The 24,687-nt window shown below is 74.5% G+C and carries 26 protein-coding genes; 10 read left to right on the forward strand and 16 right to left on the reverse strand.

All coding sequences use genetic code 11. The features are described from left to right. Window positions 1–13: 13 nt before the first annotated feature. Window positions 14–1,474 carry an AI-2E family transporter gene (locus ACGBYP_RS09005; protein ID WP_411583183.1) on the forward strand — a complete coding sequence of 487 codons (1,461 nt, stop codon included), beginning with the start codon at window positions 14–16 and terminating at the stop codon, window positions 1,472–1,474. Between the two features lie 6 nt (window positions 1,475–1,480). Here ACGBYP_RS09005 and ACGBYP_RS09010 read toward each other — a convergent pair whose 3' ends face one another. Together ACGBYP_RS09010 and purD are read right to left on the reverse strand one after the other, a co-directional pair. Further along, on the reverse strand, window positions 1,481–1,891 hold the full coding sequence (locus ACGBYP_RS09010) for a hypothetical protein (RefSeq protein WP_411583185.1): 411 nt from the start codon (window positions 1,889–1,891) through the stop codon (window positions 1,481–1,483). Continuing rightward, entirely contained in the window at window positions 1,884–3,146 is a 1,263-nt protein-coding gene (gene purD / locus ACGBYP_RS09015) for a phosphoribosylamine--glycine ligase (RefSeq protein ID WP_411583187.1), read from the reverse strand. The genes ACGBYP_RS09010 and purD overlap by 8 nt, the downstream gene beginning before the upstream one ends. Before the next feature lie 193 nt (window positions 3,147–3,339). Between purD and ACGBYP_RS09020 the strand changes: the two genes are divergently transcribed. After that, window positions 3,340–4,386 carry a glycerophosphodiester phosphodiesterase family protein gene (locus ACGBYP_RS09020; RefSeq protein ID WP_411583189.1) on the forward strand — a complete coding sequence of 349 codons (1,047 nt, stop codon included), beginning with the start codon at window positions 3,340–3,342 and terminating at the stop codon, window positions 4,384–4,386. A gap of 77 nt (window positions 4,387–4,463) precedes the next feature. Here ACGBYP_RS09020 and ACGBYP_RS09025 read toward each other — a convergent pair whose 3' ends face one another. Further along, complete coding sequence (locus ACGBYP_RS09025; RefSeq protein WP_411583191.1) at window positions 4,464–5,750, reverse strand: adenylosuccinate synthase; 1,287 nt, start codon at window positions 5,748–5,750, stop codon at window positions 4,464–4,466. A 66-nt stretch (window positions 5,751–5,816) separates the two neighbouring features. Between ACGBYP_RS09025 and ACGBYP_RS09030 the strand changes: the two genes are divergently transcribed. From ACGBYP_RS09030 to ACGBYP_RS09040, 3 genes are all read left to right on the forward strand, one after another. Then, window positions 5,817–6,434: a hypothetical protein gene (locus tag ACGBYP_RS09030; protein WP_411583194.1), complete on the forward strand. Its 618-nt coding sequence runs from the start codon at window positions 5,817–5,819 to the stop codon at window positions 6,432–6,434. Between the two features lie 142 nt (window positions 6,435–6,576). Beyond that, window positions 6,577–7,632, forward strand: a complete 1,056-nt coding sequence (locus ACGBYP_RS09035) for an ABC transporter permease (RefSeq protein ID WP_411583196.1) — start codon at window positions 6,577–6,579, stop codon at window positions 7,630–7,632. Next, entirely contained in the window at window positions 7,629–8,450 is an 822-nt protein-coding gene (locus ACGBYP_RS09040; protein WP_411583199.1) for an ATP-binding cassette domain-containing protein, read from the forward strand. The genes ACGBYP_RS09035 and ACGBYP_RS09040 overlap by 4 nt, the downstream gene beginning before the upstream one ends. 33 nt (window positions 8,451–8,483) lie before the next feature. Here the strand turns inward: ACGBYP_RS09040 and ACGBYP_RS09045 are convergent, their stop codons facing one another. From ACGBYP_RS09045 to ACGBYP_RS09065, 5 genes are all read right to left on the reverse strand, one after another. Further along, the gene (locus tag ACGBYP_RS09045) at window positions 8,484–8,630 is read right to left on the reverse strand and encodes a GPGG-motif small membrane protein (RefSeq protein ID WP_411583202.1); all 147 of its coding nucleotides are present in this window, start codon (window positions 8,628–8,630) and stop codon (window positions 8,484–8,486) included. Window positions 8,631–8,802: 172 nt separating this feature from the next. Then, window positions 8,803–9,204 (reverse strand): DUF3151 domain-containing protein, encoded by a 402-nt coding sequence (locus ACGBYP_RS09050; protein WP_411583205.1) that lies wholly within the window; start codon window positions 9,202–9,204, stop codon window positions 8,803–8,805. A 3-nt stretch (window positions 9,205–9,207) separates the two neighbouring features. Next, window positions 9,208–10,236, reverse strand: coding sequence for a class II fructose-bisphosphate aldolase (fbaA, locus tag ACGBYP_RS09055; RefSeq protein WP_411583207.1), 1,029 nt, complete (start codon window positions 10,234–10,236; stop codon window positions 9,208–9,210). 110 nt (window positions 10,237–10,346) lie between these two features. Further along, window positions 10,347–10,904 carry an orotate phosphoribosyltransferase gene (gene pyrE, locus ACGBYP_RS09060; protein ID WP_411583209.1) on the reverse strand — a complete coding sequence of 186 codons (558 nt, stop codon included), beginning with the start codon at window positions 10,902–10,904 and terminating at the stop codon, window positions 10,347–10,349. A gap of 50 nt (window positions 10,905–10,954) precedes the next feature. After that, a complete protein-coding gene (locus ACGBYP_RS09065; protein ID WP_411583212.1) occupies window positions 10,955–11,626 on the reverse strand; it encodes a fasciclin domain-containing protein in 672 nt (223 codons plus the stop codon). 119 nt (window positions 11,627–11,745) lie between these two features. On the opposite strand from ACGBYP_RS09065, the gene ACGBYP_RS09070 reads away from it, so the two are divergent. Then, window positions 11,746–12,225, forward strand: a complete 480-nt coding sequence (locus ACGBYP_RS09070; protein WP_411583214.1) for a hypothetical protein — start codon at window positions 11,746–11,748, stop codon at window positions 12,223–12,225. 2 nt (window positions 12,226–12,227) lie between these two features. Here the strand turns inward: ACGBYP_RS09070 and ACGBYP_RS09075 are convergent, their stop codons facing one another. Together ACGBYP_RS09075 and ACGBYP_RS09080 are read right to left on the reverse strand one after the other, a co-directional pair. Continuing rightward, complete coding sequence (locus tag ACGBYP_RS09075) at window positions 12,228–13,013, reverse strand: hypothetical protein (protein ID WP_411583216.1); 786 nt, start codon at window positions 13,011–13,013, stop codon at window positions 12,228–12,230. Then, window positions 13,010–13,498, reverse strand: a complete 489-nt coding sequence (locus tag ACGBYP_RS09080) for a hypothetical protein (protein WP_411583219.1) — start codon at window positions 13,496–13,498, stop codon at window positions 13,010–13,012. The genes ACGBYP_RS09075 and ACGBYP_RS09080 overlap by 4 nt, the downstream gene beginning before the upstream one ends. 214 nt (window positions 13,499–13,712) lie before the next feature. On the opposite strand from ACGBYP_RS09080, the gene ACGBYP_RS09085 reads away from it, so the two are divergent. Continuing rightward, the gene (locus ACGBYP_RS09085) at window positions 13,713–14,366 is read left to right on the forward strand and encodes a DUF4190 domain-containing protein (protein WP_411583222.1); all 654 of its coding nucleotides are present in this window, start codon (window positions 13,713–13,715) and stop codon (window positions 14,364–14,366) included. A gap of 63 nt (window positions 14,367–14,429) precedes the next feature. On the opposite strand, the gene clpB is transcribed toward ACGBYP_RS09085, so the two are convergent. Then, the gene (clpB, locus tag ACGBYP_RS09090) at window positions 14,430–17,024 is read right to left on the reverse strand and encodes an ATP-dependent chaperone ClpB (RefSeq protein WP_411583223.1); all 2,595 of its coding nucleotides are present in this window, start codon (window positions 17,022–17,024) and stop codon (window positions 14,430–14,432) included. A 221-nt stretch (window positions 17,025–17,245) separates the two neighbouring features. On the opposite strand from clpB, the gene ACGBYP_RS09095 reads away from it, so the two are divergent. Together ACGBYP_RS09095 and ACGBYP_RS09100 are read left to right on the forward strand one after the other, a co-directional pair. After that, window positions 17,246–17,704, forward strand: coding sequence for a MarR family winged helix-turn-helix transcriptional regulator (locus tag ACGBYP_RS09095; protein ID WP_411583226.1), 459 nt, complete (start codon window positions 17,246–17,248; stop codon window positions 17,702–17,704). Between the two features lie 119 nt (window positions 17,705–17,823). Next, window positions 17,824–18,264, forward strand: coding sequence for an OsmC family protein (locus ACGBYP_RS09100; RefSeq protein ID WP_411583228.1), 441 nt, complete (start codon window positions 17,824–17,826; stop codon window positions 18,262–18,264). A 90-nt stretch (window positions 18,265–18,354) separates the two neighbouring features. Here ACGBYP_RS09100 and ACGBYP_RS09105 read toward each other — a convergent pair whose 3' ends face one another. After that, on the reverse strand, window positions 18,355–20,013 hold the full coding sequence (locus ACGBYP_RS09105; protein ID WP_411583230.1) for an MFS transporter: 1,659 nt from the start codon (window positions 20,011–20,013) through the stop codon (window positions 18,355–18,357). Window positions 20,014–20,081: 68 nt separating this feature from the next. Then, window positions 20,082–20,552: a MarR family winged helix-turn-helix transcriptional regulator gene (locus ACGBYP_RS09110; protein ID WP_411583232.1), complete on the reverse strand. Its 471-nt coding sequence runs from the start codon at window positions 20,550–20,552 to the stop codon at window positions 20,082–20,084. Between the two features lie 204 nt (window positions 20,553–20,756). On the opposite strand from ACGBYP_RS09110, the gene aceB reads away from it, so the two are divergent. Beyond that, complete coding sequence (aceB, locus tag ACGBYP_RS09115; RefSeq protein ID WP_411583234.1) at window positions 20,757–22,358, forward strand: malate synthase A; 1,602 nt, start codon at window positions 20,757–20,759, stop codon at window positions 22,356–22,358. Window positions 22,359–22,371: 13 nt separating this feature from the next. Here aceB and ACGBYP_RS09120 read toward each other — a convergent pair whose 3' ends face one another. The 3 genes from ACGBYP_RS09120 to dnaJ form a co-directional block, all read right to left on the reverse strand. Continuing rightward, window positions 22,372–22,914, reverse strand: coding sequence for a MarR family winged helix-turn-helix transcriptional regulator (locus tag ACGBYP_RS09120; protein WP_411583236.1), 543 nt, complete (start codon window positions 22,912–22,914; stop codon window positions 22,372–22,374). 44 nt (window positions 22,915–22,958) lie between these two features. Next, window positions 22,959–23,309, reverse strand: a complete 351-nt coding sequence (locus ACGBYP_RS09125; RefSeq protein ID WP_411583702.1) for a heat shock protein transcriptional repressor HspR — start codon at window positions 23,307–23,309, stop codon at window positions 22,959–22,961. A 77-nt stretch (window positions 23,310–23,386) separates the two neighbouring features. Next, window positions 23,387–24,628: a molecular chaperone DnaJ gene (dnaJ, locus tag ACGBYP_RS09130; protein ID WP_411583238.1), complete on the reverse strand. Its 1,242-nt coding sequence runs from the start codon at window positions 24,626–24,628 to the stop codon at window positions 23,387–23,389. Between the last annotated feature and the right edge of the window lie 59 nt (window positions 24,629–24,687).

Below are 24,687 nucleotides of genomic sequence, written 5' to 3' on the forward strand. Positions count from 1 at the left end.
TCGGAGGACGTCGATGTTGCACCGGGCCACCCATGCGGCCCGCCGGGCCCGGGAGCGGATCAGGGCGGCGCGCGAGCACGACCCGCACGCCTGGCCCGAGGGCACCGTGCTGGTGCTCGAGGACGGCAGCCGCGCCGTCGTCGACCACGTCGAGGAGGCCGGGTCGGCGGCCCGGCCGAGCACTCCCCGCACCTTCGCCGTCCCCCCGGCCGGCGACGCCTCCGGCGGCGACCACCCGGTCGGCAGCCCGCACCCGGCGGCCGGCGACGCCCCGGACGGCGTGAGCGGGCCGCCCGCGCCGGGCGGGCGACCGCCGGCCGGCGGTCGCGACCCCAGCAGCGGCAGCCTGCTGGGCCCCGACGGGGCGCTGCGGTCGGCCGAGCGCGACGTCCCCAACGGGCTGCGGATCGCCGCCGCCTGGTCGTGGCGGTCGATCGCGGTGCTGGCCGCGCTGTACCTGCTGCTGCGGGCGGCCGGCTACGTGGCCGTGGTCGTCGTCCCGGTGATCGTGGCGCTGCTGCTGGCCGCGCTGCTGCAGCCCGGCGCGGCCTACCTGTACCGGCGCGGCTGGCCGGCGTCGCTGGCCGCGCTGACCATGCTGGTCGTCGGGGTCGGGGTGGTCGCCGGCATCGTCACGCTGGTCGTGGAGGAGTTCGCCGCCGGCTACGACGACCTGGCCTCCCAGGTCGACGAGGGCCTCACGCAGGTGCAGGACTTCGTCACCCGCACCTTCCCGATCACCGACGGCCAGATCACCGACGCCGTCGAGAGCGCGAACCAGGCCGTCGTCGAGAACCGGGACCTGCTCACCTCCGGCGCGCTGACCACCGCCGCCACCGTCGGCGAGGTGCTCACCGGCACCCTGCTGACCCTGTTCACGCTGTTCTTCTTCCTGATGGACGGCCGGCAGATCTGGCTGTGGGTCGTCGGCCTGACCCCGGCCAACTCCCAGGCCCACCTCGACGAGGCCGCCCGCCGCTCCTGGCGCACGCTCATCTCCTACGTGCGGGCCACGGTCGGGGTGGCCGCCTTCGACGCGGTCGTCATCGGCATCGGCCTGCTGTTCCTCGGGACGCCGCTGGTGGTGCCGCTCGCGGCGCTGGTGTTCCTCGGCGCGTTCATCCCGATCATCGGGTCGTTCCTGGCCGGCACGGTGTCGGTGCTGGTGACCCTGGTGGCGGTCGGGCCGGTGCGGGCGCTGATCGCGCTGGGCATCATCGTGCTGGTCATGCAGCTGGAGAGCCACGTGCTGCAGCCGCTGCTGCTGGGCCGCGCGGTCTCGGTGCACCCGCTGGCCGTGGTGCTGGGCATCGCCGGCGGCCTGCTGGTCGGCGGCATCTTCGGCGCGCTGATCGCGGTGCCGGTCATCGCCTGCGCCAACGTCGCGGGCACCTACCTGTCCCGGCGCAACGAGGGGCCCCGCCCCCCGCAGCCGGACACCCGCCGGGCGAAGCGGCTGGTCTCGGCGGGCTGAGCCCGCTCAACCGCCGATCGGTGCGTACGCCTCCGGGTTGCGCTCGAGGTGGCTGCGGAAGGCCCGGTCGATCGTCTCGTCCCCTTCGGCGAGCGCCGCCCGGTAGAGCCGGTCGGCCTCCTCCTCCAGCTGCTCGCCGGCCTCGCCCAGGTCGCCGGCCAGCGCGTCGGCCCGCCGGGCGACCTCGGCCACCGCCTCGGCGGCGTCGTCCAGGCCGAGCAGGCGGAAGCCGGCGACCGCGGCGGCACGCTGGTCGGGCTCCAGCGCCTCGCACGCCTGCAACAGGCCGCCGTTCATCGCCATCCCGTGACAGAGCAGGACGGCGACCATCGCCGCGTCCCCCGGGTACGTCGTCGGGGCGTCGGGGTCGCAGAAGCGGTCCCAGATGACGTCCGCCGCCGAGGGCGCCTCAGCCACCGGCCACCTCGATGCGGCCCTCGACGGCGGCCAGGGCGATGTCGGTGCGCCAGTGCGCGCCGGCCAGCCGCACGGACGCCAGCCGCTCGTAGACGGCCTGGCGGGCCGCGGCCAGGTCCTCGCCCACCGCGGTCACCGACAGCACCCGGCCACCGGCGGAGTGGACCAGCCCGTCGGCGCCCACGGCGGTGCCGGCGTGCAGCACGCCGGCACCGTCGGCACCGGTGACCGGGTCGCCGGTGCGCGGGCGCTCCGGGTAGCCCGCGGCGGCGACGACGACCGTCACGGCCGCGCCGTCGCGCCAGCGCAGCGGCGGGTGCTCGGCGAGCGTGCCCGTCGCCGCGGCGTGCAGCAGGCCGGCCAACGGCGTCTCCAGCAGCGGCAGGACGACCTGGGTCTCGGGGTCACCGAAGCGCGCGTTGAACTCGACCACCCGGACCCCGGCCGAGGTCAGCGCCAGGCCCGCGTAGAGCAGCCCGCTGAACGGCTCACCGCGGCGGCGCATCTCGTCGACGGTGGGCTGCAGGACGGTGGCCAGCACCTCCTCGACCAGGCCGGCCGGCGCCCACGGCAGCGGCGCGTAGGCGCCCATGCCGCCGGTGTTGGGGCCGCCGTCGCCGTCGTCGCGGCGCTTGGCGTCCTGCGCGGGCAGCAGCGGCACGACCGTCGTCCCGTCGGTGAGCGCGAACAGCGACACCTCGGGCCCGTCGAGGAACTCCTCGACCAGCACGGAGTGGCCGGCGTCCAGCACCGCCTGGCCGTGGGCGAGGGCGGCGTCGTGGTCGGTGGTGACCAGCACGCCCTTGCCGGCGGCCAGGCCGTCGTCCTTGACCACGTAGGGGGCGCCGGACTCGGCCAGCACGGTGTGCAGCTCGGCCGACCCCCCGACCGCCCAGGACCGGGCGGTGGGCACCCCGGCGGCGGTCATCACGTGCTTGGCGAAGGCCTTCGAGCCCTCGAGCTGCGCGGCCTGCGCCGACGGGCCGAAGCAGGCGATGCCCGCCTCGCGCACCGCGTCGGCGGCGCCGGCGACCAGCGGCACCTCGGGGCCGACGACGACCAGGTCGGCCTGCCACTCGACGGCCAGCGCCGCGACGGCGACCGGGTCGGTGGCGTCGAGCGGGAACGGCGCGGCGACCGCCGCCGTCCCCGCGTTGCCCGGCGCGCACGCCAGCGCGGTGACCGCGGGGTCGGACTGCAGAGCCACGCACAGGGCGTGCTCCCGGGCACCGGAGCCGATCACGAGGACGCGCACGCCGGAGAACGTACCGAGGCCGGCCGGTGCCCGGCCGACCGACGGCGACGGGCGGGCCTCGTCCCACGGGTAACAGTGACATCCCTCACACGGGTGGGACGAGTCTCCAGGTGAGGCGGCTGTCCTCCGATCCGACTCCATGACGTCGGCGCGCGTTCACGACACGGACAGGGAACTGGCGTTCCCTGGAGTCATGCAGGAGACCGGCCTGAAGGCCGTTCGCTCGCCCAGCCTGGAGCGCTCGCCGCTCGTCATCGGGCACCGCGGCGCACCGAGCTACCGCCCCGAGCACACCCGCGCCAGCTACGAGCTGGCCATCGACCTGGGTGCCGACCTCATCGAGCCCGACCTGGTGCTCACCCGTGACCTCCAGCTGGTCGCGCGGCACGAGAACGAGCTGTCGCGGTCGACCGACGTCGCCACCCACCCGGAGTTCGCCGACCGCCGGCGCACCCAGGAGGTCGACGGCGAGGAGATGACCGGCTGGTTCGCCGAGGACTTCACCCTCGCCGAGCTGCGCGCCCTGCGCGCCGTCGAGCGCACCCCGGGGATGCGCCCGATGAACACCTCCTACGACGGCCGCTTCGGCGTCCTCACCCTCGCCGAGGTGGTGGACGTGGTGCGCAGCCGCTCCACCCCCGGCCGCGAGGTGCGCGTGCAGGCCGAGCTGAAGTGCCCGTCCTGGTACGCGGCCCAGGGGCTGCCGATGATCGAGCTGGTCGCCGCCGAGCTGCGCCGGCTCGACGCCGCCCACCTGGGCGGCTCGGTGGTGGTGCAGGCCTTCGACTCGGCCGCGCTGCGCGAGCTGCACGCCGACCTCGGCCCGTCGGGCCCCAAGCTGGTCCAGCTGATCGAGGAGGAGGGCGTCCAGGACGCCCTGGTCACCCCCTCGGGCCTGCGCGAGATCTCGACCTACGCGCAGGGCATCGCCCCGCACAAGGGGCGGATCCTGCTGCACGGCGCCGACGGCGGGCTGGTGGGCGTCTCCGACCTCATCACCCAGGCGCACCGCGCCGGGCTGACGGTGGAGCCGTGGACGCTGCGGCCGGAGAACGTGTTCCTGCCCGCGCACCTGCGCCGCGGCAGCGACCCCCGCGGCCTGGGCGACGCCCAGACCGAGGCCCGGCTGCTGTTCGCCCTCGGCGTCGACGGCGTCATCACCGACGCCCCGGAGACCGCCTTCCGCGCCCGCTCCGAGCTCTCCGCCGCCGCCATGGCCCCGGTCCGCCCCCGGGTCTGACCCCCCTCCGCCCACTGCGCACCTGCCGGGGTGTCAGCCCGCGCTGACACCCCGGCGGGTGCGCACCCGCGTCCGGGCTAGATGAGGTCGTGCAGGACGACGTTCTCGTCGCGGCCGGGGCCGACGCCGATGACGCTCACCCGGGCTCCGGAGAGCTCCTCCAGCCGGCGCACGTAGGCCTGGGCGTTGGCCGGCAGGTCCTCGAAGCGGCGGCACGCGGTGATGTCCTCGGACCAGCCGGGCATCTCCTCGTAGACCGGCGTCGCGTGGTGGAAGTCGGTCTGCGTCATCGGCATCTCGTCGTGCCGGACGCCGTCGACGTCGTAGGCCACGCAGATCGGCACCGTCTCCAGCCCGGAGAGGACGTCGAGCTTGGTGAGGAAGAAGTCGGTGATGCCGTTGACCCGGCTGGCGTAGCGGGCGACGACGGCGTCGAACCAGCCGCAGCGGCGGTCGCGGCCGGTGGTGACGCCGACCTCACCGCCCTGCTTGCGCAGGTACTCGCCCCACTGGTCGTGCAGCTCGGTCGGGAAGGGACCGGAGCCGACGCGGGTCGTGTAGGCCTTGAGGATGCCGACCACGCGGGTGATCCGGGTGGGGCCGACGCCGGCGCCCACGGCCGCGCCGCCGGCGGTCGGGTTGGACGACGTCACGAACGGATAGGTGCCGTGGTCGACGTCGAGCAGGGTGCCCTGGGAGCCCTCCAGGAGGACCCACTCCCCCGCGTCGAGGGCCTTGCCCAGCAGCAGCCGGGTGTCGACGATGCGGTGCTTGAGCGCCTCGGCGTAGCCGGCGTACTCCTCGACCACCTCGTCGACGTCGATGGCCTTGCGGTTGTAGACCTTGACCAGGACCTGGTTCTTCTCCTGCAGCGTGCCCTCGAGCTTCTGGCGCAGGATCGACAGGTCGAGCAGGTCCTGCACGCGGATGCCGGTGCGGGCGACCTTGTCGCCGTAGGCCGGGCCGATGCCGCGGCCGGTGGTGCCGATCTTGCGCTGGCCGAGGAACCGCTCGGTGACCCGGTCCAGGGCCCGGTGGTGCGGCATGATCAGGTGCGCGTCGGAGGAGATCACCAGGCGTGAGGTGTCGACGCCGCGCTCCTCCAGGCCGGCCAGCTCGCCGATCAGCACCTCGGGGTCGATGACCACGCCGTTGCCGATGACCGGCGTGCAGCCCGGGGTCAGGATGCCGCTGGGGATCAGGTGCAGCGCGTACTTCTCGCCGTCCGGGGTGATCACGGTGTGCCCGGCGTTGTTGCCGCCCTGGTAACGGACGACGTAGGGGATCCGGCCGCCGAGGAGGTCAGTGGCCTTGCCCTTGCCCTCGTCGCCCCACTGGGCGCCGATCAGCACGACTGCGGGCATGGGGGTCTCTCCTCGTCCACGAACTGCACCGGGGGACCCCGGTCGGCCAGGTGGCAGGGTATCCGCATGCCTGCGACGCACCTCGACCTGCGCGGCCTGGCGGCGTTCCAGCCGCCGTCCCGCCGGCACGTGGCCTCGGTGGTGGACGGCGCCGAGGAGGTGCACGTGCTGGGCCCGGTGCCGGCTCTGTCGGCCGTGCTCGCCCGGCTCTGGAAGACCGATCGGCTGCCCGCCGTGCCGGTGGGCTGGGAGCCGGCGGACGAGAAGAACTCGCTCGCGCTGGCCCGGTCGCTGGGCGTGGGCGGCGGTGGTGAGCGGGAGCTGCCCCTGGTCCGCGACGACCACGGCGGGGTGCTGCTGCACAGCGGCCGCGTCGCCGCCCTCGGCGAGCCGCGCCGCGCGCTGGGTCGCCGGTTCGGCGCGCAGGCGTACTGCGACGACACCCGGGTCGCCGACGGCCTGGTCACCCGGATCGACGTGCGCCCGGACTGGACCGCGGTCGACCGGCTCGCCGTCGCGGTCACCACGCTGCCGCTGCGCCGGGTGGGGCGCACCGGGGGCCGGGCGCTGCAGCTGGCGTGCGAGCCGGCCCAGGTCACCCGGGACGGCGTCCCGTTCGACCGCGAGGTCACGAAGTGGACCTGGTACGCCGACGACCGCGTGCGCTGGCGGCTGCGCGCCTGAGGGGGCTCCGCCGCCCCCACCACCGGCGCGCCGGCGGCGGGACCCTGCGGCGGGGTCGACGGGCACGTGGACACTGGTGGACACCGCCCGAGCCCGAGGAGGTCGCGCTGCTGTCGTCCCGTCGTGCCCGGAGCACCCCCCGGTGATCGCCGAGCGGCTGTCCCACGCCGCCACGGCACCGCGCCGGTCGGCCGGACGCCGGCTGCTGGACCGCCTGCTGGCCCGCCCCAGCGTCGGCGCCCTGCTCGGCGTCGGTCTGGTCCTGCTGATCTTCGCCCCGCAGGCGCCCGGGCTGCTGAGCACCGGCGGGCTGGCCACCGTGCTCGACGTCGCCGCCCCGCTGGGCATCGGCGGCGTCGCCGTGGCCCTGCTCCTCGTCGCCGGCCAGTTCGACCTGTCGATCGGCGTGGTGGCCGTCTCGAGCAGCCTGCTCACCGCGCTGCTGGTCACCGAGCTCGGCCTGGGCATCTGGCCGGCGCTGGCCGTCTCACTGGTCGCGGCGCTGGGGGTCGGCGCGGTCAACGGGCTGCTCGTCGTCATCACCGAGCTGCCCAGCTTCCTGGTCACCCTGGCCACCTTCCTGGTGCTGCAGGGCGGCTCGCTGGCGGTCGCGACGGCGGTCGCGGGGTCCTCGCGGGTCACCGGGCTCGCGCAGGCCCCGGGCTGGGAGTCGGCGGTGGCCGTCTTCGGCGCCACCGCGCAGCTGGGCGAGGGCCGGTTCCGCGTCTCGCTGGTCTGGTGGGTGCTGGCCACCGCGCTGACCAGCTGGCTGCTGTGGCGCACCCGCTTCGGCAGCTCGGTGTTCGCCACCGGCGGCGCCGGGCGGGCCGCCCGCGAGCTCGGTGTCCCGGTGTGGCGCACCACCGTGCTGCTGTTCCTGGGCACCGCGGCCGCCGGCTGGCTCATCGGCACGCTGGGGCTGGTCCGGCTGGGCGGGGTGCAGGTCGACCCGGCGCTGGGCGCGGAGATCGAGTTCATCATCGTGGCGGTCATCGGCGGCTGCCTGCTCACCGGCGGCTACGGCTCGACGGTCGGCGCCGCGCTGGGCGCCCTGCTCTACGGCATCGCCCGTGAGGGCATCGCGCTGGCCGGCTGGGACCCGCGCTGGTTCCAGGCCTTCCTCGGGTCCCTGCTGCTGGTGGCGCTGCTGCTCAACGGCGTCGTGCGCCGCCGGCTGGGCCGGGTGCCGCTGTCGTGAGCACCGCGGCAGGGCCCACCCGACAGGACGGCGCGGCACCGGTGCTGGAGCTGCGCGGGGCGACGGTGCGCTTGGGCAGCGTGGCCGCGCTGTCGTCGGTGTCCCTCGCCGTGCGCGGCGGGCAGGTCACCTGCCTGCTGGGCGAGAACGGCTCGGGCAAGTCGACGCTGGTCGCCGTGCTGTCCGGCATGCAGCGGCTGTCGGAGGGCGAGCTGCTGCTCGACGGCCGCCCGGCGCGCTTCCGCTCCCCGCGGCAGGCGCGGGCCGCGGGCATCGCCACCGTCTGGCAGGACCTGGCGATCGCGCCCCTGATGTCGGTGTGGCGCAACTTCTTCCTCGGCGCGGAGCCCACCCGCGGGCCGTGGCCGTTCCGCCGGCTGGACGTCGCCCGGGCGCAGCAGGTCACCACGGCCGCGATGGCCGGGGTCGGCGTCGTCGGGCTGGACGCCGACCAGCCGGCCAGCGCGCTGCAGGCCGGTGAGCGGCAGAGCCTGGCGATCGCCCGGGCGCTGCACTTCGGCGCGCGGGTGCTCGTGCTCGACGAGCCCACCGCGCCGATGACGGTGGCCCAGCGCGCACTGGTGCTGCAGTCGGTGGTGGCCGCACGCGAGGCCGGGCTGGCCGTGGTGTTCGTGACCCACAGCCCCCAGTACGCTCACCTGGTCGGCGACCGGTTCGTGCTGCTGGGCGGCGGCCGGGTGGCCGGCGACCTGACCGCGGAGGACGTCGACGTGCACGACCTGACGCGGCTGGTCGCCGGCGGTGACGAGCTGTCGCGGCTGACCGACGCGCTGCGCACGGCCCGCCGCGACCACTGAGCGGCCCCTCACCACGCTGGGAGGGGCCGCTGGTCAGTTGGTGAAGACGCTCACGCCACCCGGGCCGACGAGCAGGCCGACGACGATGAGGACGATGCCCCACAGCAGCTGCTTGCGGATGATCGCGAAGATGCCGGACACCACGAGGATGACGGCGAGGATCCACAGGATCGTGGCCATGGAAGTACCCCCTTGTTCGGGGCGACGCCCCACTGGCGTCGACCGGCGGCTGACGCTAGCGGGTGATCAACAACTCGGCATCTCGAAGATCCCGGGCCGCTGACCTGTGCAGACACCCGTCGGCCCCGCTGCCCGGGGTGCGGGCGACGGGGCCGACGGGGTCAGCTCCGGCTCAGGGGGCCAGGGTGGGGTCGCAGTCGCGCAGCAGCTGGGTGCACCGCTCCTGCTCGTCGACCTCGCCGATGCGCTCCGCCGCCTTGGCCAGCACCGTGACGCAGCGCAGGAAGCCGCGGTTGGGCTCGTGCGACCACGGGACCGGACCGAAGCCCTTCCAGCCGTTGCGGCGCAGCGCGTCCAGGCCGCGGTGGTAGCCGGTGCGGGCGTAGGCGTAGGCCTCGATCGTGCGGCCGGCGTCCAGCGCCTGCTCGGCGAGGGCCGCCCACGCGGCGCTGGAGGTCGGGGTGGCCGCGGCCACCTCGGCCGGGTCGGTGCCGGCCGCGAGCGCCGCCGTCCCGGGGTCGACCGGGAGCAGCGTGGCCGGCGGCTCGCCGAGCAGGTTGAGACCGTGGGTCACCGGTCAGCCCGCCTGGGACTGTCCGGCGGACAGCAGGTCCTCGCAGACCTGCACCACGCGGTCGGCCATCGCACCCTCGGCGGCCTTCATGTAGGTGCGCGGGTCGTAGACCTTCTTGACACCGACCTCGCCGTCGACCTTGAGCACGCCGTCGTAGTTGCTGAACATGTGACCGGCGATGGACCGGGTCAGCGCGTACTGGGTGTCGGTGTCGACGTTCATCTTCACGACGCCGTAGCTGATGGCCTCGCGGATGTCGGACAGGTCGGAGCCCGAGCCACCGTGGAAGACCAGGTTGAACGGCTTCTCGGCGGTGCCGAACTGCTCGGCGACGACCTCCTGGCCGCGCTTGAGCACCTCCGGCCGCAGCTTGACGTTGCCCGGCTTGTAGACGCCGTGCACGTTGCCGAACGTGGCGGCCAGCAGGTAGACGCCCTTGTCGCCGAACCCGAGGGCCTCGGCGGTGCGCACGAAGTCGCCGTCGGCGGTGTAGAGCTTCTCGTTGATCTCGTGGGCGACGCCGTCCTCCTCGCCCCCGACGACGCCGATCTCCAGCTCGAGCACGATCTTGGCCTTGGCCGCCTCGGCCAGCAGCTCCTGGGCGATCTCCAGGTTCTCGGTGAGCTCGATCGCCGAGCCGTCCCACATGTGCGACTGGAACAGCGGCTCCTGCCCGGCGGCGACGCGGTCCTGGGAGATGGCGATCAGCGGACGGACGTAGGTGTCCAGCTTGTCCTTGGGGCAGTGGTCGGTGTGCAGCGCGACCTGGATCGGGTAGCGCTCAGCGACGACGTGGGCGAACTCGGCCAGCGCGACCGCGCCGGTGACCATGTCCTTCACCCGGGTGCCCGAGCCGAACTCGGCGCCGCCGGTGGAGAACTGGATGATCCCGTCACTGCCGGCGTCGGCGAAACCGCGCAGGGCTGCGTTGATCGTCTCCGAGGACGTGCAGTTGATCGCCGGGTAGGCGAACCCGCCCTCCTTCGCCCGGGTGATCATGTCGGCGTAGACCTCGGGGGTCGCGATGGGCATGCGGTGCACTCCTGATGTCGGGACCAGCGGTGGCGCTCTGCTCGGGGCAGTATCCCGTCGGGTCGTCCACGCGCGCCCGCCCGGGGTCCCGCTGCGTGGACCCGACCGGCCTAGGAGAGCCCGAGGTCCTCGAGGGTGAAGGCGGCCCGGTACTCGAGGCCGGCGGCCTCGACCGCGGCGCGGGCGCCACGGTCGACGATGACGGCGACGGCCACCACCTCGGCGCCGGCCTCCTGGAGCGCCTCGACGGCGGTCAGCGGGCTGCTGCCGGTGGTGGACACGTCCTCGACCACGAGGACGGCGCGGCCGGCGACGTCCGGCCCCTCGATCCGGCGCTGCATGCCGTGGGCCTTGGTCTGCTTGCGCACCACGCACGCGTCGAGGAAGCCCTGGCCGTCGGCGGCCGCGTGCAGCATCGCGGTGGCCACCGGGTCCGCGCCCAGGGTGAGCCCGCCGACGACGTCGTAGCGGAGGTCGCCGGTGAGCTGGCGCATCACCCGGCCGACCAGCGGCGCCGCCTCGTGGTGCAGCGTCACCCGGCGCAGGTCGATGTACCAGTCGGCCTCCTGGCCGGAGGACAGCGTGACCTGCCCGTGCACGACGGCCAGCTCGACGATGAGCTCGAGCAGCCGGTCGCGGTCGGGGTGGGCCGGGGCGTGGGCGTCCATGCGCACGACCCTACTGAGCGGTTCCCGGCCCCGCCCGGTCCCCGGAGGCCTCAGGCGGCGGGGGTGAGGACCTGGTCGATGACGTAGACCGTGGCGTTGGCGGTGGGCACGTCGCCGCACACGAGGGCGGCCGGCGCCGACCCGGTCAACGTCTGCTCGGCGGCGACGGTCGGGGCGTCCGCCGGGCCGGCCACGGTCACGGTGTCGCCGTTGAGCGTGCGGTGCTGCCCCGGCAGCTGGTCGGGGGTCAGCCGCCCGGCGATCACGTGGTGGGTGAGCACGGTGGTCAACCGCGGGACGTCGGCCAGCAGGGCGGGCAGCGCGTCGGTGCCCAGGGCGTCGAAGGCGGCGTTCGAGGGCGCCAGCACGGTGATGTCCTGCCGGCTGTTGACCGCGTCGACCAGGTTCGCGGCGAGCACGGCGGAGGTGAGCGTGCTCAGCTGCGGGTTGGTGCCCACGGCACCGGCGACCGGCGTCGTCGCCAGCGCGGCGGGGCTGCCGGGTCCGTCGGCGGGGAACATCGCGCAGCCGGGCCCCACCGGCCCGGTGCGTGCCGGTGGGGTGGGTGCGGCCGACGCGGTGGCGCTCCTGCCCGCGGCCGCGGCGGCCGGGTCGTCGCCGGAGCCGGTGCACCCGGCCAGCCCGGCCAGCAGGACCGGCACGGCGGCCGCTCCGACGACGCGGGACCAGGCGGTGGCTCGGGGCAGCCGGGGGGCCTTCACGGTGCTCTCCTGCTCGTGGGTCGGACGACGCCGCGGCGGGCGGCTGCTGGCCGTCGCAGCATCGCATCCCCGGCGCGGCAGCCACCCGCGCCGCCGTCCGGGCGTGCCACCCTGGGCCGGTGAGCGCCACCCCGTCGTCGTCCCGTCCGGCCGGCTCCGCGCCGGGCACCCCCGGCATGCCCGCATCGGCCCGGGTCGCGGTCGGCGTGCTGGCGCTGCTCGGGGTGCTGCTGCTGCTCAACGCGCTGTTCACCGCGCTGGCCTTCGACACGGTCGTCGACGTCTACGCCGACGCCCAGCCGGGCTCGCCACGGTCGGACGCCGTGCGGTCGGTGCAGCTGACCCTGGTGCAGGGCGTCGTGTTCGGCGGCCTGGGCGTGGCCGCCGCCGCCGGGCTGGCGCGACGGCGCGGCTGGGCCCGGTTCACCGGGGTGGCCGTCGGCGCCGGCCTGGGCCTGGTGACCCTGCTCGGCGCCGTGGTCGCCGGGGTGGCCGTCACGTCGCTGCTGGTCCTGGTGCTGTGCGTCGCGGCCGTGACCAGCCTGCTCGCCCCGACCACGGCCGCGTGGGCGCCGAAGGGCCCACGCGGCCCGGCCTGAGCTCACCAGCGCGCCCGGCGCTGCCCCTCCGCCCGGTACCAGTCCGAGGACGGCCGGAGCGCGAGCAGCACGACCCCGGCGGCCTGCAGCAGCAGTCCGAGGACGCTGAGGAAGCCGCTGCCGGGAGCACCCGTGGCGCCTCCGACGGCCAGTCCGACCACCCCGAAGAGCAGGCTCAGCCCGGCGAGCACCCAGATGGTGATGCGCGCCCAGTTGCGGCCGGTCCAGGCGAACCACAGGACCACGAGGTAGCCCGCGAGGAACAGCAGGCCGATCACCGCACCGATGACGGCGCCGGTCTCCGCGAGCTCCCGGACCGACTCGGAGTCCACGTCCTGCTGGCCCGCGGCCTGGTCGATGACCTCGTCCCAGTTGGCGAAGGTGAGCAGCGACGAGACCAGGCCGACCAGGACGTTGAGCACGAAGGCCGCGATGCCCGCCTTGACCGTGGTCGGGCGGGGCGTCGGCGGCAGCTGGCTCTGCTGCTGCCCCGGGGCCGCCGGGTAGCCCCAACCCTGCTGGCCGTAGGGCGGCTGCCCGTACTGACCCTGCTGCCCGTACGCGGGCTGCTGCCCGTACTGACCCTGCTGCCCGTACGGGGACTGCTGCCCGTACTGACCCTGCTGCCCGTACGGGGACTGCTGGCCGTACGGGGACTGCTGGCCGTACGAGGGCTGGCCGTACGAGGGCTGCTGTCCGTACGGGGACTGGCCGGGCGGCGGCTGCTGCCCCGGGGGCGGCTGCTCGCCGGGCCCGCCCTGCTGCGGGTCCTGCGGTCCTGACGTCATGGGAGCTCCTCGGTGACCTGCACGTGCGGACGCCGGTGATCATGGGGCATCCCGGCCGTCCCCGGCGAGTGCACCGGGCCGCCGCGGGAAGACGCCGGACCCGGTGGCCGGGCCACCCAGTCCCGGCTGTCGGGGTGCAGCAGCAGCCCGAGCAGGACGACGTCGAGCAGGCCGCCGAGCAGGTCCGGCGCGCCCACGCCCCCGCCCGGCAGCGCCCCACCGAGGCGGGCGAGGGCATCTGCGGCCGACCACGCCAGCAGCGCCGTCCACGCCCCCCGGCCGTGCCGCTCGAAGGCCGTCAGCAGGGCGTGCCAGCCGGCGGCCAGGCCCGCGGACAGCGCGGTGAGCAGCAGCGGCGCAGCCGACCAGCTCCCCCACGCGGCGAGCGCCGCGCCCACCGCGCCGACCACGAGCAGCGCCGTGGTCACCCGCCCGAGCACGAGCACCCAGCGGGCCGCCTGGACGCGCACCCGACCCTCGACCATCGACGGGCCCCCTCCCAGCGGCCCCCGGTGCGCCGCGACCGGAGGACCGTACGACCGGGCCGAGGCCCTCCGACGTCGTCGTCCACAGGCTGTGGACGACGGCGTCGGCCGGGCGCGGCGGGGTACGGAGCGCACGCGCAGGTGACCGCACCGTGACCTCGAACGGGTGCGTGACAGTGGGCCGGGGGTGCGTGGAGGCCCTACGCTCCCGCCCGTGACGACTCCCTCAGGTCAGCAGCCGGAGTACCCCCGCCCCGACGACCAGCCGTCGGGCCCGCACGGCGGCGGCTCGTCGAGCTACGGCCAGCCCGCGGGCTCCGGCCAGCCGTGGGACGCCAAGCCCCCGCAGGACCACACGCAGCAGTTCCCCGCGCAGGGCGCCCCGCAGCAGGGCTACGGCCAGCAGGGGTACGGCCAGCAGCCGTACGGCCAGCAGGGGTACGGCCAGCAGCCGTACGGCCAGCAGGGGTATGGCCAGCAGCCCTACGGCCAGCCGGGGTACCAGGACGCCCCGGGCGGCTACGGCCAGGGCGCGCCCGCGAAGGCGAACGGCTTCGGCATCACCGCGCTGGTCCTGGGCATCCTGTCCGTCCCGGCGGCGTTCTTCACCTTCCCGGGGACGATCCTCGGCCTGCTGGCGATCGTCTTCGGCATCCTCGGTCTGCGCCGGGTCAAGGCCCGCCGGGCCGACAACAAGGGCATGGCCATCGCCGGCCTGGTCACCGGCATCATCGGCTTCCTGCTCGGCACGATCCTGCTGATCGCCGCGATCGCCTTCGTCTCGACGGCCCAGGACTGCATCACCGAGTTCAACTCGACGGGCGACCAGGCCCAGTACCAGCAGTGCGTGGAGGACAGCGTCGGCTGACCCCGGACGCACCGAGGGCCCGCCCACCGCAGCTGCGGTGGGCGGGCCCTCGTCGTCCGGGGGTCAGCCGCGGGTCACGCTGAGCCCGCCGTCACCGGCGGTGACGTCGGCCGCCCAGTCGACCAGCACCCGGTCGCCGTCCCGGATCTCACCGGAGAGCAGCGCGCGGGCCAGCTGGTCGCCGATCGCGGACTGCACCAGCCGGCGCAGCGGGCGGGCGCCGTAGACCGGGTCGAGGCCGTTGAGCGCCAGCCACTCGCGGGCCGCGTCGCTGACCTGCAGGGTGAGCCGGCGCGAGGCCAGCCGCCGGGCCAGGACGCCGACCTGGATGTCGACGATGCCGGCCAGCTCGTCGGTGCCGAGCGCCCGGAAGGTGACCACGTCGTCGAGCCGGTTGAGGAACTCGGGCTTGAAGTGCGCGCGGACGACGTCCTGCACCGCCCGCCGCTTCTGCTCCTCCGGGATCGACTGGTCGGCGATGACCTGCGAGCCGAGGTTGGACGTCAGCACCAGGATCGTGCTGCGGAAGTCGACCGTGCGGCCCTGCCCGTCGGTGAGCCGGCCGTCGTCGAGCACCTGCAGCAGCACGTCGAACACGTCCGGGTGCGCCTTCTCGACCTCGTCGAGCAGCACGACCGTGTAGGGCCGCCGCCGCACCGCCTCGGTGAGCTGGCCACCGGCCTCGTAGCCGACGTAGCCGGGCGGGGCCCCGACCAGCCGGGCCACCGAGTGCTTCTCGGAGTACTCGCTCATGTCGATGCGGACCATCGCCCGCTCGTCGTCGAAGAGGAACTCCGCCAGCGCCTTGGCCAGCTCGGTCTTGCCCACGCCGGTGGGGCCGAGGAACAGGAACGAGCCGGTCGGCCGGTCGGGGTCGGCCACCCCGGAGCGGGCCCGGCGGACGGCGTCGGCCACGGCGCGGACGGCGTCGGGCTGCCCGACGACCCGCTTGGTCAGCTCGTCCTCCATGCGCAGCAGCTTCTGCGTCTCGCCCTCCAGCAGCCGCCCGGCCGGGATCCCGGTCCACGCCTGCACGACCTCGGCGATGTCGTCGGCGCCGACCTCCTCCTTGAGCATCGAGTCGCTGGCCGCGACCGACGCCTCGGCGGCGCGCAGCTCCTTCTCGATCGCCGGCATCCGGCCGTAGCGGAGCTCGGCGACCCGGGCCAGGTCGCCGTCGCGCTCGGCTCGCTCGGCGTCGGTGCGGACCGCCTCCAACTCCTCCTTGGTGCGCTGGATGCGGTCGATGGCGGTCTTGTCCTGCTGCCAGCGCGCGGTCAGCTCGCCGAGGGCCTCGCGGCGGTCGGCCAGCTCCTCCCGCAGGGTGTCCAGCCGGGCCAGGGAGGCAGGGTCGTCCTCCTTGGCCAGCGCCATCTCCTCGATCTCCAACCGGCGCACGACCCGCTCGACCTCGTCGACCTCGACCGGGCGGCTGTCGATCTCCATCCGCAGCCGGCTGGCGGCCTCGTCGACCAGGTCGATCGCCTTGTCGGGCAGGAACCGGGCGGTCACGTAGCGGTCGGAGAGCGTGGCGGCCGCGACGATGGCGCCGTCGGTGATCCGGACGCCGTGGTGGACCTCGTAGCGCTCCTTGAGGCCGCGCAGGATGCCGATCGTGTCCTCGACCGAGGGCTCGCCGACGAAGACCTGCTGGAAGCGGCGCTCCAGCGCCGGGTCCTTCTCGATGTGCTGACGGAACTCGTCGAGGGTGGTGGCCCCGACCATCCGCAGCTCACCGCGCGCCAGCATCGGCTTGATCATGTTGCCGGCGTCCATCGCGGAGTCGCCGCTCGCGCCGGCCCCGACGATGGTGTGCAGCTCGTCGATGAAGGTCACGATCTGACCGGCGGCGTCGGTGATCTCCTGCAGGACGGCCTTGAGGCGCTCCTCGAACTCACCGCGGAACTTGGCCCCGGCGACCATCGCGCCCAGGTCGAGCGCCATCAGGCGCTTGCCCTTGAGGCTCTCCGGGACGTCCCCGGCGACCATCCGCTGGGCCAGGCCCTCGACGATCGCGGTCTTGCCGACGCCGGGCTCGCCGATGAGCACCGGGTTGTTCTTGGTGCGCCGGGACAGCACCTGCACGACCCGGCGGATCTCGGTGTCGCGGCCGATCACCGGGTCCATCCGGCCCTCGCGGGCGCGCTCGGTGAGGTCGACGGCGTACTTCTCCAACGCCTGGTACGTGTTCTCCGGGTCGGGGCTGGTGACCTTGCGGTTGCCCCGGACCGAGCGGAAGGCGGCGACCAGCGCCTCGCGCCCGGCGCCGACGCTGGTCAGCACCGCGCCGGCGTCGCCGTCGGTGGACGCGAGCCCGACCAGCAGGTGCTCGGTGGAGACGTACTCGTCGCCGAGGGCGCCGGCCTGCTCCCCCGCCGCGTTCACGGCGCGGAGGAACTCCCGGGACGGCGACGGCGGCGCGACGTTGGCGCCGGAGACGCTCGGCATCCGGCGCAGCGCCGCGTCGGCCTTCGCCCGGACGTCCGCCGGGTCCGCGCCGGTGGCCTGCAGCAGCGGCCCGGCGATGCCGTCGGACTGCTCGAGCAGCGCGATCAGCAGGTGCAGGGGCTCCAGTGCGGCCTGACCACGGTCGACCGCAAGTCGCTGCGCGGCAGCGACGGCCTCCTGCGCACGGGTCGTGAGCTTGTCCTGCGCCATACGGGTGGTCCTTCCTCGCTCGTCCGGGACGGTTCAGGGAGTCCAACGGAGCAGGACTTGAGTCTGTTCCGCTCAACCTCAGGCCGGCTCCACGCGGGTCCGCGGGAGCCCTTGCACGGCAGACTGTGGCGGACGACAGGTCACGTCTCACAACGACACGACGTGCCGAGACCCAACGGCGCCCTACTCTGGAGTACATGACGGATTCACCGTCGCCGAGCGTGGCTCTCGACGACCAGCTCTGTTTCGCCCTGTACGCCGCCTCGCGGGCGGTCACCGCCCGTTACCGGCCCATGCTGGACCAGCTCGGGATCACCTATCCCCAGTACCTGGTCCTCATGCTGCTGTGGGAGGAGGACGGGCAGACCGTCGGCCAGCTGGGCAGCCGCCTGGCGCTGGACTCCGGCACGCTGTCCCCCCTCCTCAAGCGGCTCACCGCCGCGGGCCTGGTGACCCGGCACCGCCGGACCGACGACGAGCGGTCGGTGTCGGTCTGCCTCACCGACGCCGGCAGGGCGCTGCACGAGCCGGCCTTCGCGGTCAACGCGGCGATGATCGACGCCCTGGAACTCGACGACCAGCAGTTCACCGAGCTCCGCAACCAGCTGCGCATCGTCACCGAGCGGGTCAGCCAGCCCCGCAGCGACGCCCGCGCCGGAGGGCTCTCCTCCCACTCCTGAGCACGCCCTTCCGCGGTGGCGGGAACACCACCACCGCGGAACGGTTGTGCCCGACGAGCACGGTGACCGACCGGGACGCACCCCCGCGCCCCGGGGTCACCTCGTCACGAGGAGGTCCGATGCCCACCCGCACCGCACGCACCGCATGGAACGGTTCGCTCCAGGAGGGCTCCGGCCAGGTCGAGCTGTCCAGCTCCAAGGTCGGCACCTACGACGTCAGCTTCCCCAAGCGCGCCGCTGACGAGGCCGGGGGCACCACCAGCCCCGAGGAGCTCATCGCCGCGGCCCACTCGGCCTGCTTCGCGATGCAGCTGTCCGCGATCATCGGCGAGGCCGGTGGCACCGTCGAGAGCCTCGAGGTCTCCGCCGACGTCTCCCTGGGGCCGGACAAGGACAAGGGCGGCTTCAAGCTGACCGGCATCAAGCTCACCGTCCGCGGCGAGGTCGACGGCCTGGACGCCGACGGCTTCAGCAAGGCCGCCCAGGACGCCAAGGTCGGCTGCCCGGTGAGCAAGGCCCTGACCGGCGTCGACATCACCCTGGACGCCGCACTCGCCTGATCCTGCGCACCCGCCTCCCGGCGGGGTCCCGGACACGACGAAGGCCCGCCTCCCCACCGGGGAGACGGGCCTTCGTCGTGTGGCCCCGGACTAGCCCCGCGACGTCCGGGCGCCGGCCAGTTCGGCGTCGACGGCGGCGGTGCTGTCACCGGCGCCCTGCAGCCGCTCGTCACCGGACTCGGTCCGCAGGGCGACCTCGCGGATGAACAGGATGGCCAGGATCGTGACGACCGACAGCAGCGCGGAGATCAGGAAGATCCGGCCGGTCGCGTCGCCGTAGGCGACCCGGATCAGCGCCTGCACCGGCGCCGGGGCGTCCGACAGGTCGGCCAGCCCCACGTTCCCGGACCCGGCCGCGGCACCGGCACCACCCGGGACGTCGGCGAGCCCGGCCTGGATGAGGGTGCCGACCCGGCTGGAGAGCACGGCGCCGAGGACCGAGACGCCGATCGTGCCGCCGAGGCTGCGGAAGAACGCCACCGCGGAGCTGGCCGCACCCAGGTCGGTGGCGGCCACGGTGTTCTGCACCGCCAGCACCAGGTTCTGCATGGTCATCCCGATGCCGATGCCGAGCACCGCGAGGAAGACCCCGAGCAGGACCATGTTCGTGGCGTGGTCGATGGTCGCGAGCAGGCCGAACCCACCGGCGACCAGCAGCGAGCCGGCCACCAGGAACCGCTTCCACTTCCCGGTGCGGGTGATCAGCAGGCCCGAGACGGTCGAGGAGACGAGCAGCCCGCCGACCATCGGGATGGTCAGCAGTCCGGCGGCGGTGGGCGAGTAACCGCGGGAGATCTGCAGGTACTGGCCGAGGAACACCGTCGAGCCGAACATCGCGACACCGATGGCCACGCTGGCCACGATCGCCAGCGTCGTCGTCCGGTCGCGGAAGAGCCGCAGCGGGACGATCGGCTCGGTGGCGCGCAGCTCGGTGACGATGAAGGCCGCGATGGCCAGCACGCCGCCACCGACGAACAGCGCGGTCTCCAGTGAGGCCCAGGCGAAGCTGTCGCCGGCCAGGGTCACCCAGATCAGCAGCGCGGAGACGCCCGCGGTCAGGAAGGTCGCACCGAGGTAGTCGATGGAGACGTCGCGCTTGGTCACCGGCAGGTGCAGCGTGCGCTGCAGCAGGACCAGCGCAGCGACGGCGAAGGGCACGCCGACGTAGAAGCACCACCGCCAGCCGAGCCAGCTGGTGTCGACCAGCACCCCACCGATGAGCGGGCCGCCCACGGTGGCCACGGCCATGGTGCCGCCGAGGAGGCCGGAGTACCGGCCGCGCTCACGCGGGCTGATCATCGCCGCCATGGCGATCTGCACCAGCGCCTGCAGGCCGCCGAGGCCGAGGCCCTGGAGCACCCGCCAGCCGATCAGCGTGGGCACCGACCCCGACAGCCCGGCCAGCATCGAGCCGACGATGAAGACGACGATCGCGATCTGGATGAGCAGCTTCTTGCTGAACAGGTCGGCGAGCTTGCCCCAGATCGGGGTGGAGGCCGTCGAGGCCAGCAGGGTGGCGGTGACCACCCAGGTGTACTGGCTCTGTGAGCCGCGCAGGTCGGTGATGATCGTCGGCAGCGCGTTCGACACGACGGTCGAGGAGAGGAACGCGACGAACATCGCCAGCAACATCCCCGACAGGGCGCTGAGGATCTGCTGGTGGGTCATCCGGCCCTGTTGCTGGGCCGGCGCCTCGGCCGCGGGTGCGGCGGGGCCGGCCGCGGGCCGGACGGGTGCGGGGGTGCTCATCTGCGTCTCTCCTGGGAGTGGATCCGGTGGTGCGGGATCGGCGGCCCGCCGGGCGGGCGCCGGGTGGTTCAGGCGGCCGGCCGCGAGGGCCGGCGGGCGGCCCGGTCGAGGCCGTCGGCGAGCCGCGCCAGCTGGGTGCTGAGCTGGCGGGCCTCCTCCTCGGACCAGTCGTCGAGGGCGTCGAGCGTCCAGTGGCTGCGGACGTCGCGGGTGTGGGCCAGCGCGGCGGCCCCGGCCGCGCTGAGGGTGATGAGGCTGGCCCGGCCGTCGACCGGGTCGGGGCTGCGCTCGACGTACCCGGCGCGCTCCAGCGCCGACACCTGCCGGCTGGCCACCGAGACGTCGATGCCCGCGGCTCCGGCCAGCGCGCTGCACCGCTGGGGCCCGTGCTGCTCCAGCGGCGCGAGCAGCGCCCAGCCGTAGGAGGGCAGGTCGCCGTACAGGTCGGCGGCCACCCGGTGGCCCAGCTGCTTGGCCGTGCGGACCAGCCGGGCGAGGCCGGCGCTGAGCTGCTCGGAGGTCTCCTGGGTCAGGCTCACGACGCCGCCCTCCGCTCGGTCGGTCCCGGGCCCTCCGCCCGGTACATGCAGACAGCAACCATCTTGACCCTGTCCGTTGTTCCGTGCAACCAATGGCCGTGGTGAGTCGTGCCTCAGCGCGGACCGTCGCCTCGGGCCGGGAGACCCGCTACCTTCCGCAGCACAGCCGCCGGCGAAGCCCGGCGCCAGGCACCGGGGAGCGCGATGAGCACGGTCGACGGCGTGGAGGTCACCGGCCCGATGGGGCCGCGGTTCGACGAGGTGCTCACCCCCCGGGCGCTGGAGCTCATCGCCCTGCTGCACCGCGAGCTGGAGGGACGCCGTCAGGAGCGGCTGCGCGCGCGCCGGGACCGGGTGGCCACGCTGGCGGCCGGCGGCACGCTGGACTTCCTGCCCGAGACCGCCGCCGTCCGCGCGGACGACTCCTGGCGGGTGGCACCACCGGCGCCCGGGCTGGTCGACCGCCGGGTGGAGATGACCGGCCCCACCGACCGGAAGATGACCGTCAACGCGCTCAACTCCGGCGCCCGGTGCTGGCTGGCCGACCAGGAGGACGCCAACTCCCCGCTGTGGGAGAACGTCGTCAACGGCCCGCTGAACCTGATGGACGCGATCGACCGCACCATCGACTTCACCTCACCCGCCGGCAAGCGGTACGAGCTGCGGCCCGATGACGAGCTGCCCACGATCATCGTGCGCCCGCGCGGCTGGCACCTGCCGGAGAAGCACCTCACCGTCGACGGCGGACCGACCTCGGGCAGCCTGGTCGACTTCGCGCTCTACCTCGCCGCCTGCGGGCAGAAGCAGGTCGACCGGGGGCAGGGGCCGTACTTCTACCTGCCGAAGATGGAGAGCCACCTCGAGGCACGGCTGTGGAACGACGCCTTCGTCCTGGCCCAGGACCACCTCGGCATCCCGCGCGGCACCATCCGGGCCACCTGCCTGATCGAGACCTACCCGGCGGCGTTCGAGATGGAGGAGATCCTCTACGAGCTGCGCGAGCACTCCGCCGGGCTCAACGCCGGACGCTGGGACTACCTGTTCAGCGTCATCAAGACCTTCCGCACCCGGGGCGCGGACTTCACGCTGCCCGACCGCAACTCGATCTCGATGACGGTGCCGTTCATGCGGGCCTACACCGAGCTGCTGGTGCGCACCTGCCACAAGCGGGGCGCGCACGCGATGGGCGGCATGTCGGCCTTCATCCCCAGCAAGGACCCGGCCCGCAACGAGTTCGCCTACGGCAAGATCACCGAGGACAAGACCCGCGAGGCCGAGGACGGCTTCGACGGCTCCTGGGTCGCCCACCCCGGCATGGTCGCGACCGCGATGGCCGTGTTCGACCGGGTGCTCGGTGACCGCCCGAACCAGCTCGACCGGCTCCGCGAGGACGTCGCGGTGACCGCCGCGCAGCTGCTGGACGTGCGCTCGACGCCGGGCCAGGCCACCGAGGCAGGGCTACGGGCCAACGTGAGCGTCGGCATCCAGTACGTGGAGTCGTGGCTGCGCGGGGCCGGCGCCGCGGGGATCAACGGCCTGATGGAGGACGCCGCCACCGCCGAGATCAGCCGCAGCCAGGTCTGGCAGTGGCTGCACAACGACGTCACGCTGGCCGACGGGCAGCAGGTCACCACCGCACTGGTGCAGCGGGTGGTCGAGGAGGAGATGGCCGCCATCGCCGCCGCCCGGGGCGACGCGTTCGCCGCCGGTCGCTGGGACGAGGCGCGGGAGCTGTTCACCCAGCTCGCCCTGGCCGACGAGTACTCCGACTTCCTGACCGTGCCCGCCTACGAGCGGATGCCGTAGCGGCCGCCCCGAGCTACGAGGGGCGGGGAGCGGGGAGGTCCTTCAGCTCCGCCTCGCGGGCCTCGCCGAGCCGGTTGAGCCGACCGAGCAGCTGGGCCAGCGTGGCGACGTCGGTGGTCTCCCAGCCGGAGAGGTCGGCCTCCCAGCGGGCGCGGCGCGCGTCGCGCAGCTCGCTGAGCCGGGCGTGCCCCTCCTCCGACGTCGACAGCACCTGCGCCCGGCCGTCGTCGGGGTCGGCGGCGCGGTCGACCAGCCCGAGGTCGACCAGCGAGGCCACCTGCCGGCTGACCGTGCTCTTGTCCAGCCCCAGGCGGGCCACGACGTCGCTGGCCCGCAGCGGGCCGGCGTCGTCGAGGAGCACCAGCAGGCCGTAGGCGGCGCCGTCGAGCTCGTGGTGCAGCTGCCCGGCGAGCCGGGCCTGGATCGCCCGACCGCGGCGCAGCAGCAGGGCCACCTCGCGCTCGAGGGCGACGAAGGCCGCATGGCTGTCACCGGCCGGGAGGTCCGGGCCGGGGGTGGTCTCAGCGGTGCCGGGCGCTGCACTGTCGACGGTCACGTCGTTCTCGACGCTCGGGGCGGACCGTTGGTTCCCGGAACTGGTCACCGGCGGCCCCCCGGCCGCCACACCACCAGCGCGGAGCTGGACGTGCGGGGCACCAGGTCGCGCCGGTAGGTCGCCGAGACGGCGGCCTCGGCGGCGATCCGGCCGGTCTCGGCGACCTCCAGCTCGTGCAGCAGCTCGGCCACCCGGGCCTGCAGCGCCTCCACCCGCGACTCGAGCTCGATGATCCGCTTGATGCCGGCCAGGTTGACGCCGTCCTCCTGGCTCAGCCGCTGGACCTCACGCAGCAGCGCGACGTCCCGCGGGCTGTACCGGCGGCCGCCGCCGGGCGTGCGGCCCGGGCTCACCAGGCCGAGCCGGTCGTACTGCCGCAGCGTCTGGGCGTGCATGCCGGCCAGCTCGGCGGCCACCGAGATGACGAAGACGGGTGCGTCCTCGGCGAAGGACCGCCCCGCGTCGGGCAGGGTCACCGGGCACCTCCGTTCCTCAGCATCTCGGTGATCTCCGGCCGCGGGTCGTCGGGCAGCTCCGCGGCGAGCTCCTCGATCGCCTGGCGGGCGCCGGGGGTCAGCCGGGCCGGGACGGCGACCTCGACGGTGACCAGCAGGTCGCCGACGGAGGCCTTGCCGACCACGCCGCGCCCGCGCACTCGGAAGGTGCGGCCACTGGCGGTGCCGGCCGGGACCTTCAGCGACACCGACCCGTCCAGGGTGGGCACGGTCAGCGTCGTCCCGAGCGCGGCCTCGGCGAAGGAGACCGGCACGGTGAGGGTGAGGTCGTCGCCGCTGCGACCGAAGAGCTCCGAGCCGGTGACGTGGACGACGACGAAGAGGTCGCCGGCCGGCCCACCGCGCCGCCCCGGCGCGCCCTTGCCGGCCAGCCGGATGCGCTGCCCGTCCTTGACGCCGGCCGGGATGCGCACGGTGATGGTGCGGGTCTGGCTGGTGACGCCACTGCCCTTGCACTCCGGGCACGGGTCGTCGACCACCGAGCCGGTGCCGCGGCACTCCTTGCAGGGCTCGGAGAAGGCGAAGGCGCCCTGGCTGCGGCTGGTGACCCCGGCGCCGTGGCACACCGGGCAGGTGTGCGGGCTGGTGCCCGGGCGGGCGCCGTTGCCGTGGCAGGTCCCGCAGGTGCCCGGGCTCTGCATCCGCAGCGGGACGGTCACGCCCAGGACGGCCTCGTCGAAGGCCAGCGTCGCCTCGGTCTCGACGTCCTGGCCGCGGGCCGGGCCGGTCGCCGTGGCGCGGCCGCGGGTGCCCCCGGCACCACCGGGGGCGCCGGCACCGCCGGTGAACAGGCCGCCGAAGAGGTCCCCGAGGCCACCGGCGCGGCCGCCGGCTCCGGGGGCACCGGCGCCGCCGAAGATGTCGCCGAGGTCGAACGCCTGGCCGCCGCCCGCGCCGCCGCCGGGGAACCCACCGGGGAAGCCGCCGCCCGCGCCGCCCCCCGGCCGGAACCCGCCGGAGCCGAACAGCCGCCGCGCCTCGTCGTACTCCGACCGCCGCTTGGGGTCGGAGAGGACGTCGTAGGCCTCGGAGACCTCCTTGAAGCGGGTCTCGGCCGCGGCGTTGTCCGGGTTCTTGTCCGGGTGGAGCTCACGGGCCAGCTGCCGGTAGGCCTTCTTGATGGCCGCGGCGTCGGCGTTCTTGGCGACGCCCAGGGCCGCGTAGTAGTCCTTCTCGATGAAGTCCCGGGTGCTGCTCATCGGGCGCCTCCTCTCTGCAGTGCTGACGGGCGGACCCGGTCCCCGGGCACCGGGGGCCG

This window comes from Modestobacter sp. SSW1-42 (assembly GCF_046635825.1).
Lineage (GTDB): Bacteria > Actinomycetota > Actinomycetes > Mycobacteriales > Geodermatophilaceae > Modestobacter.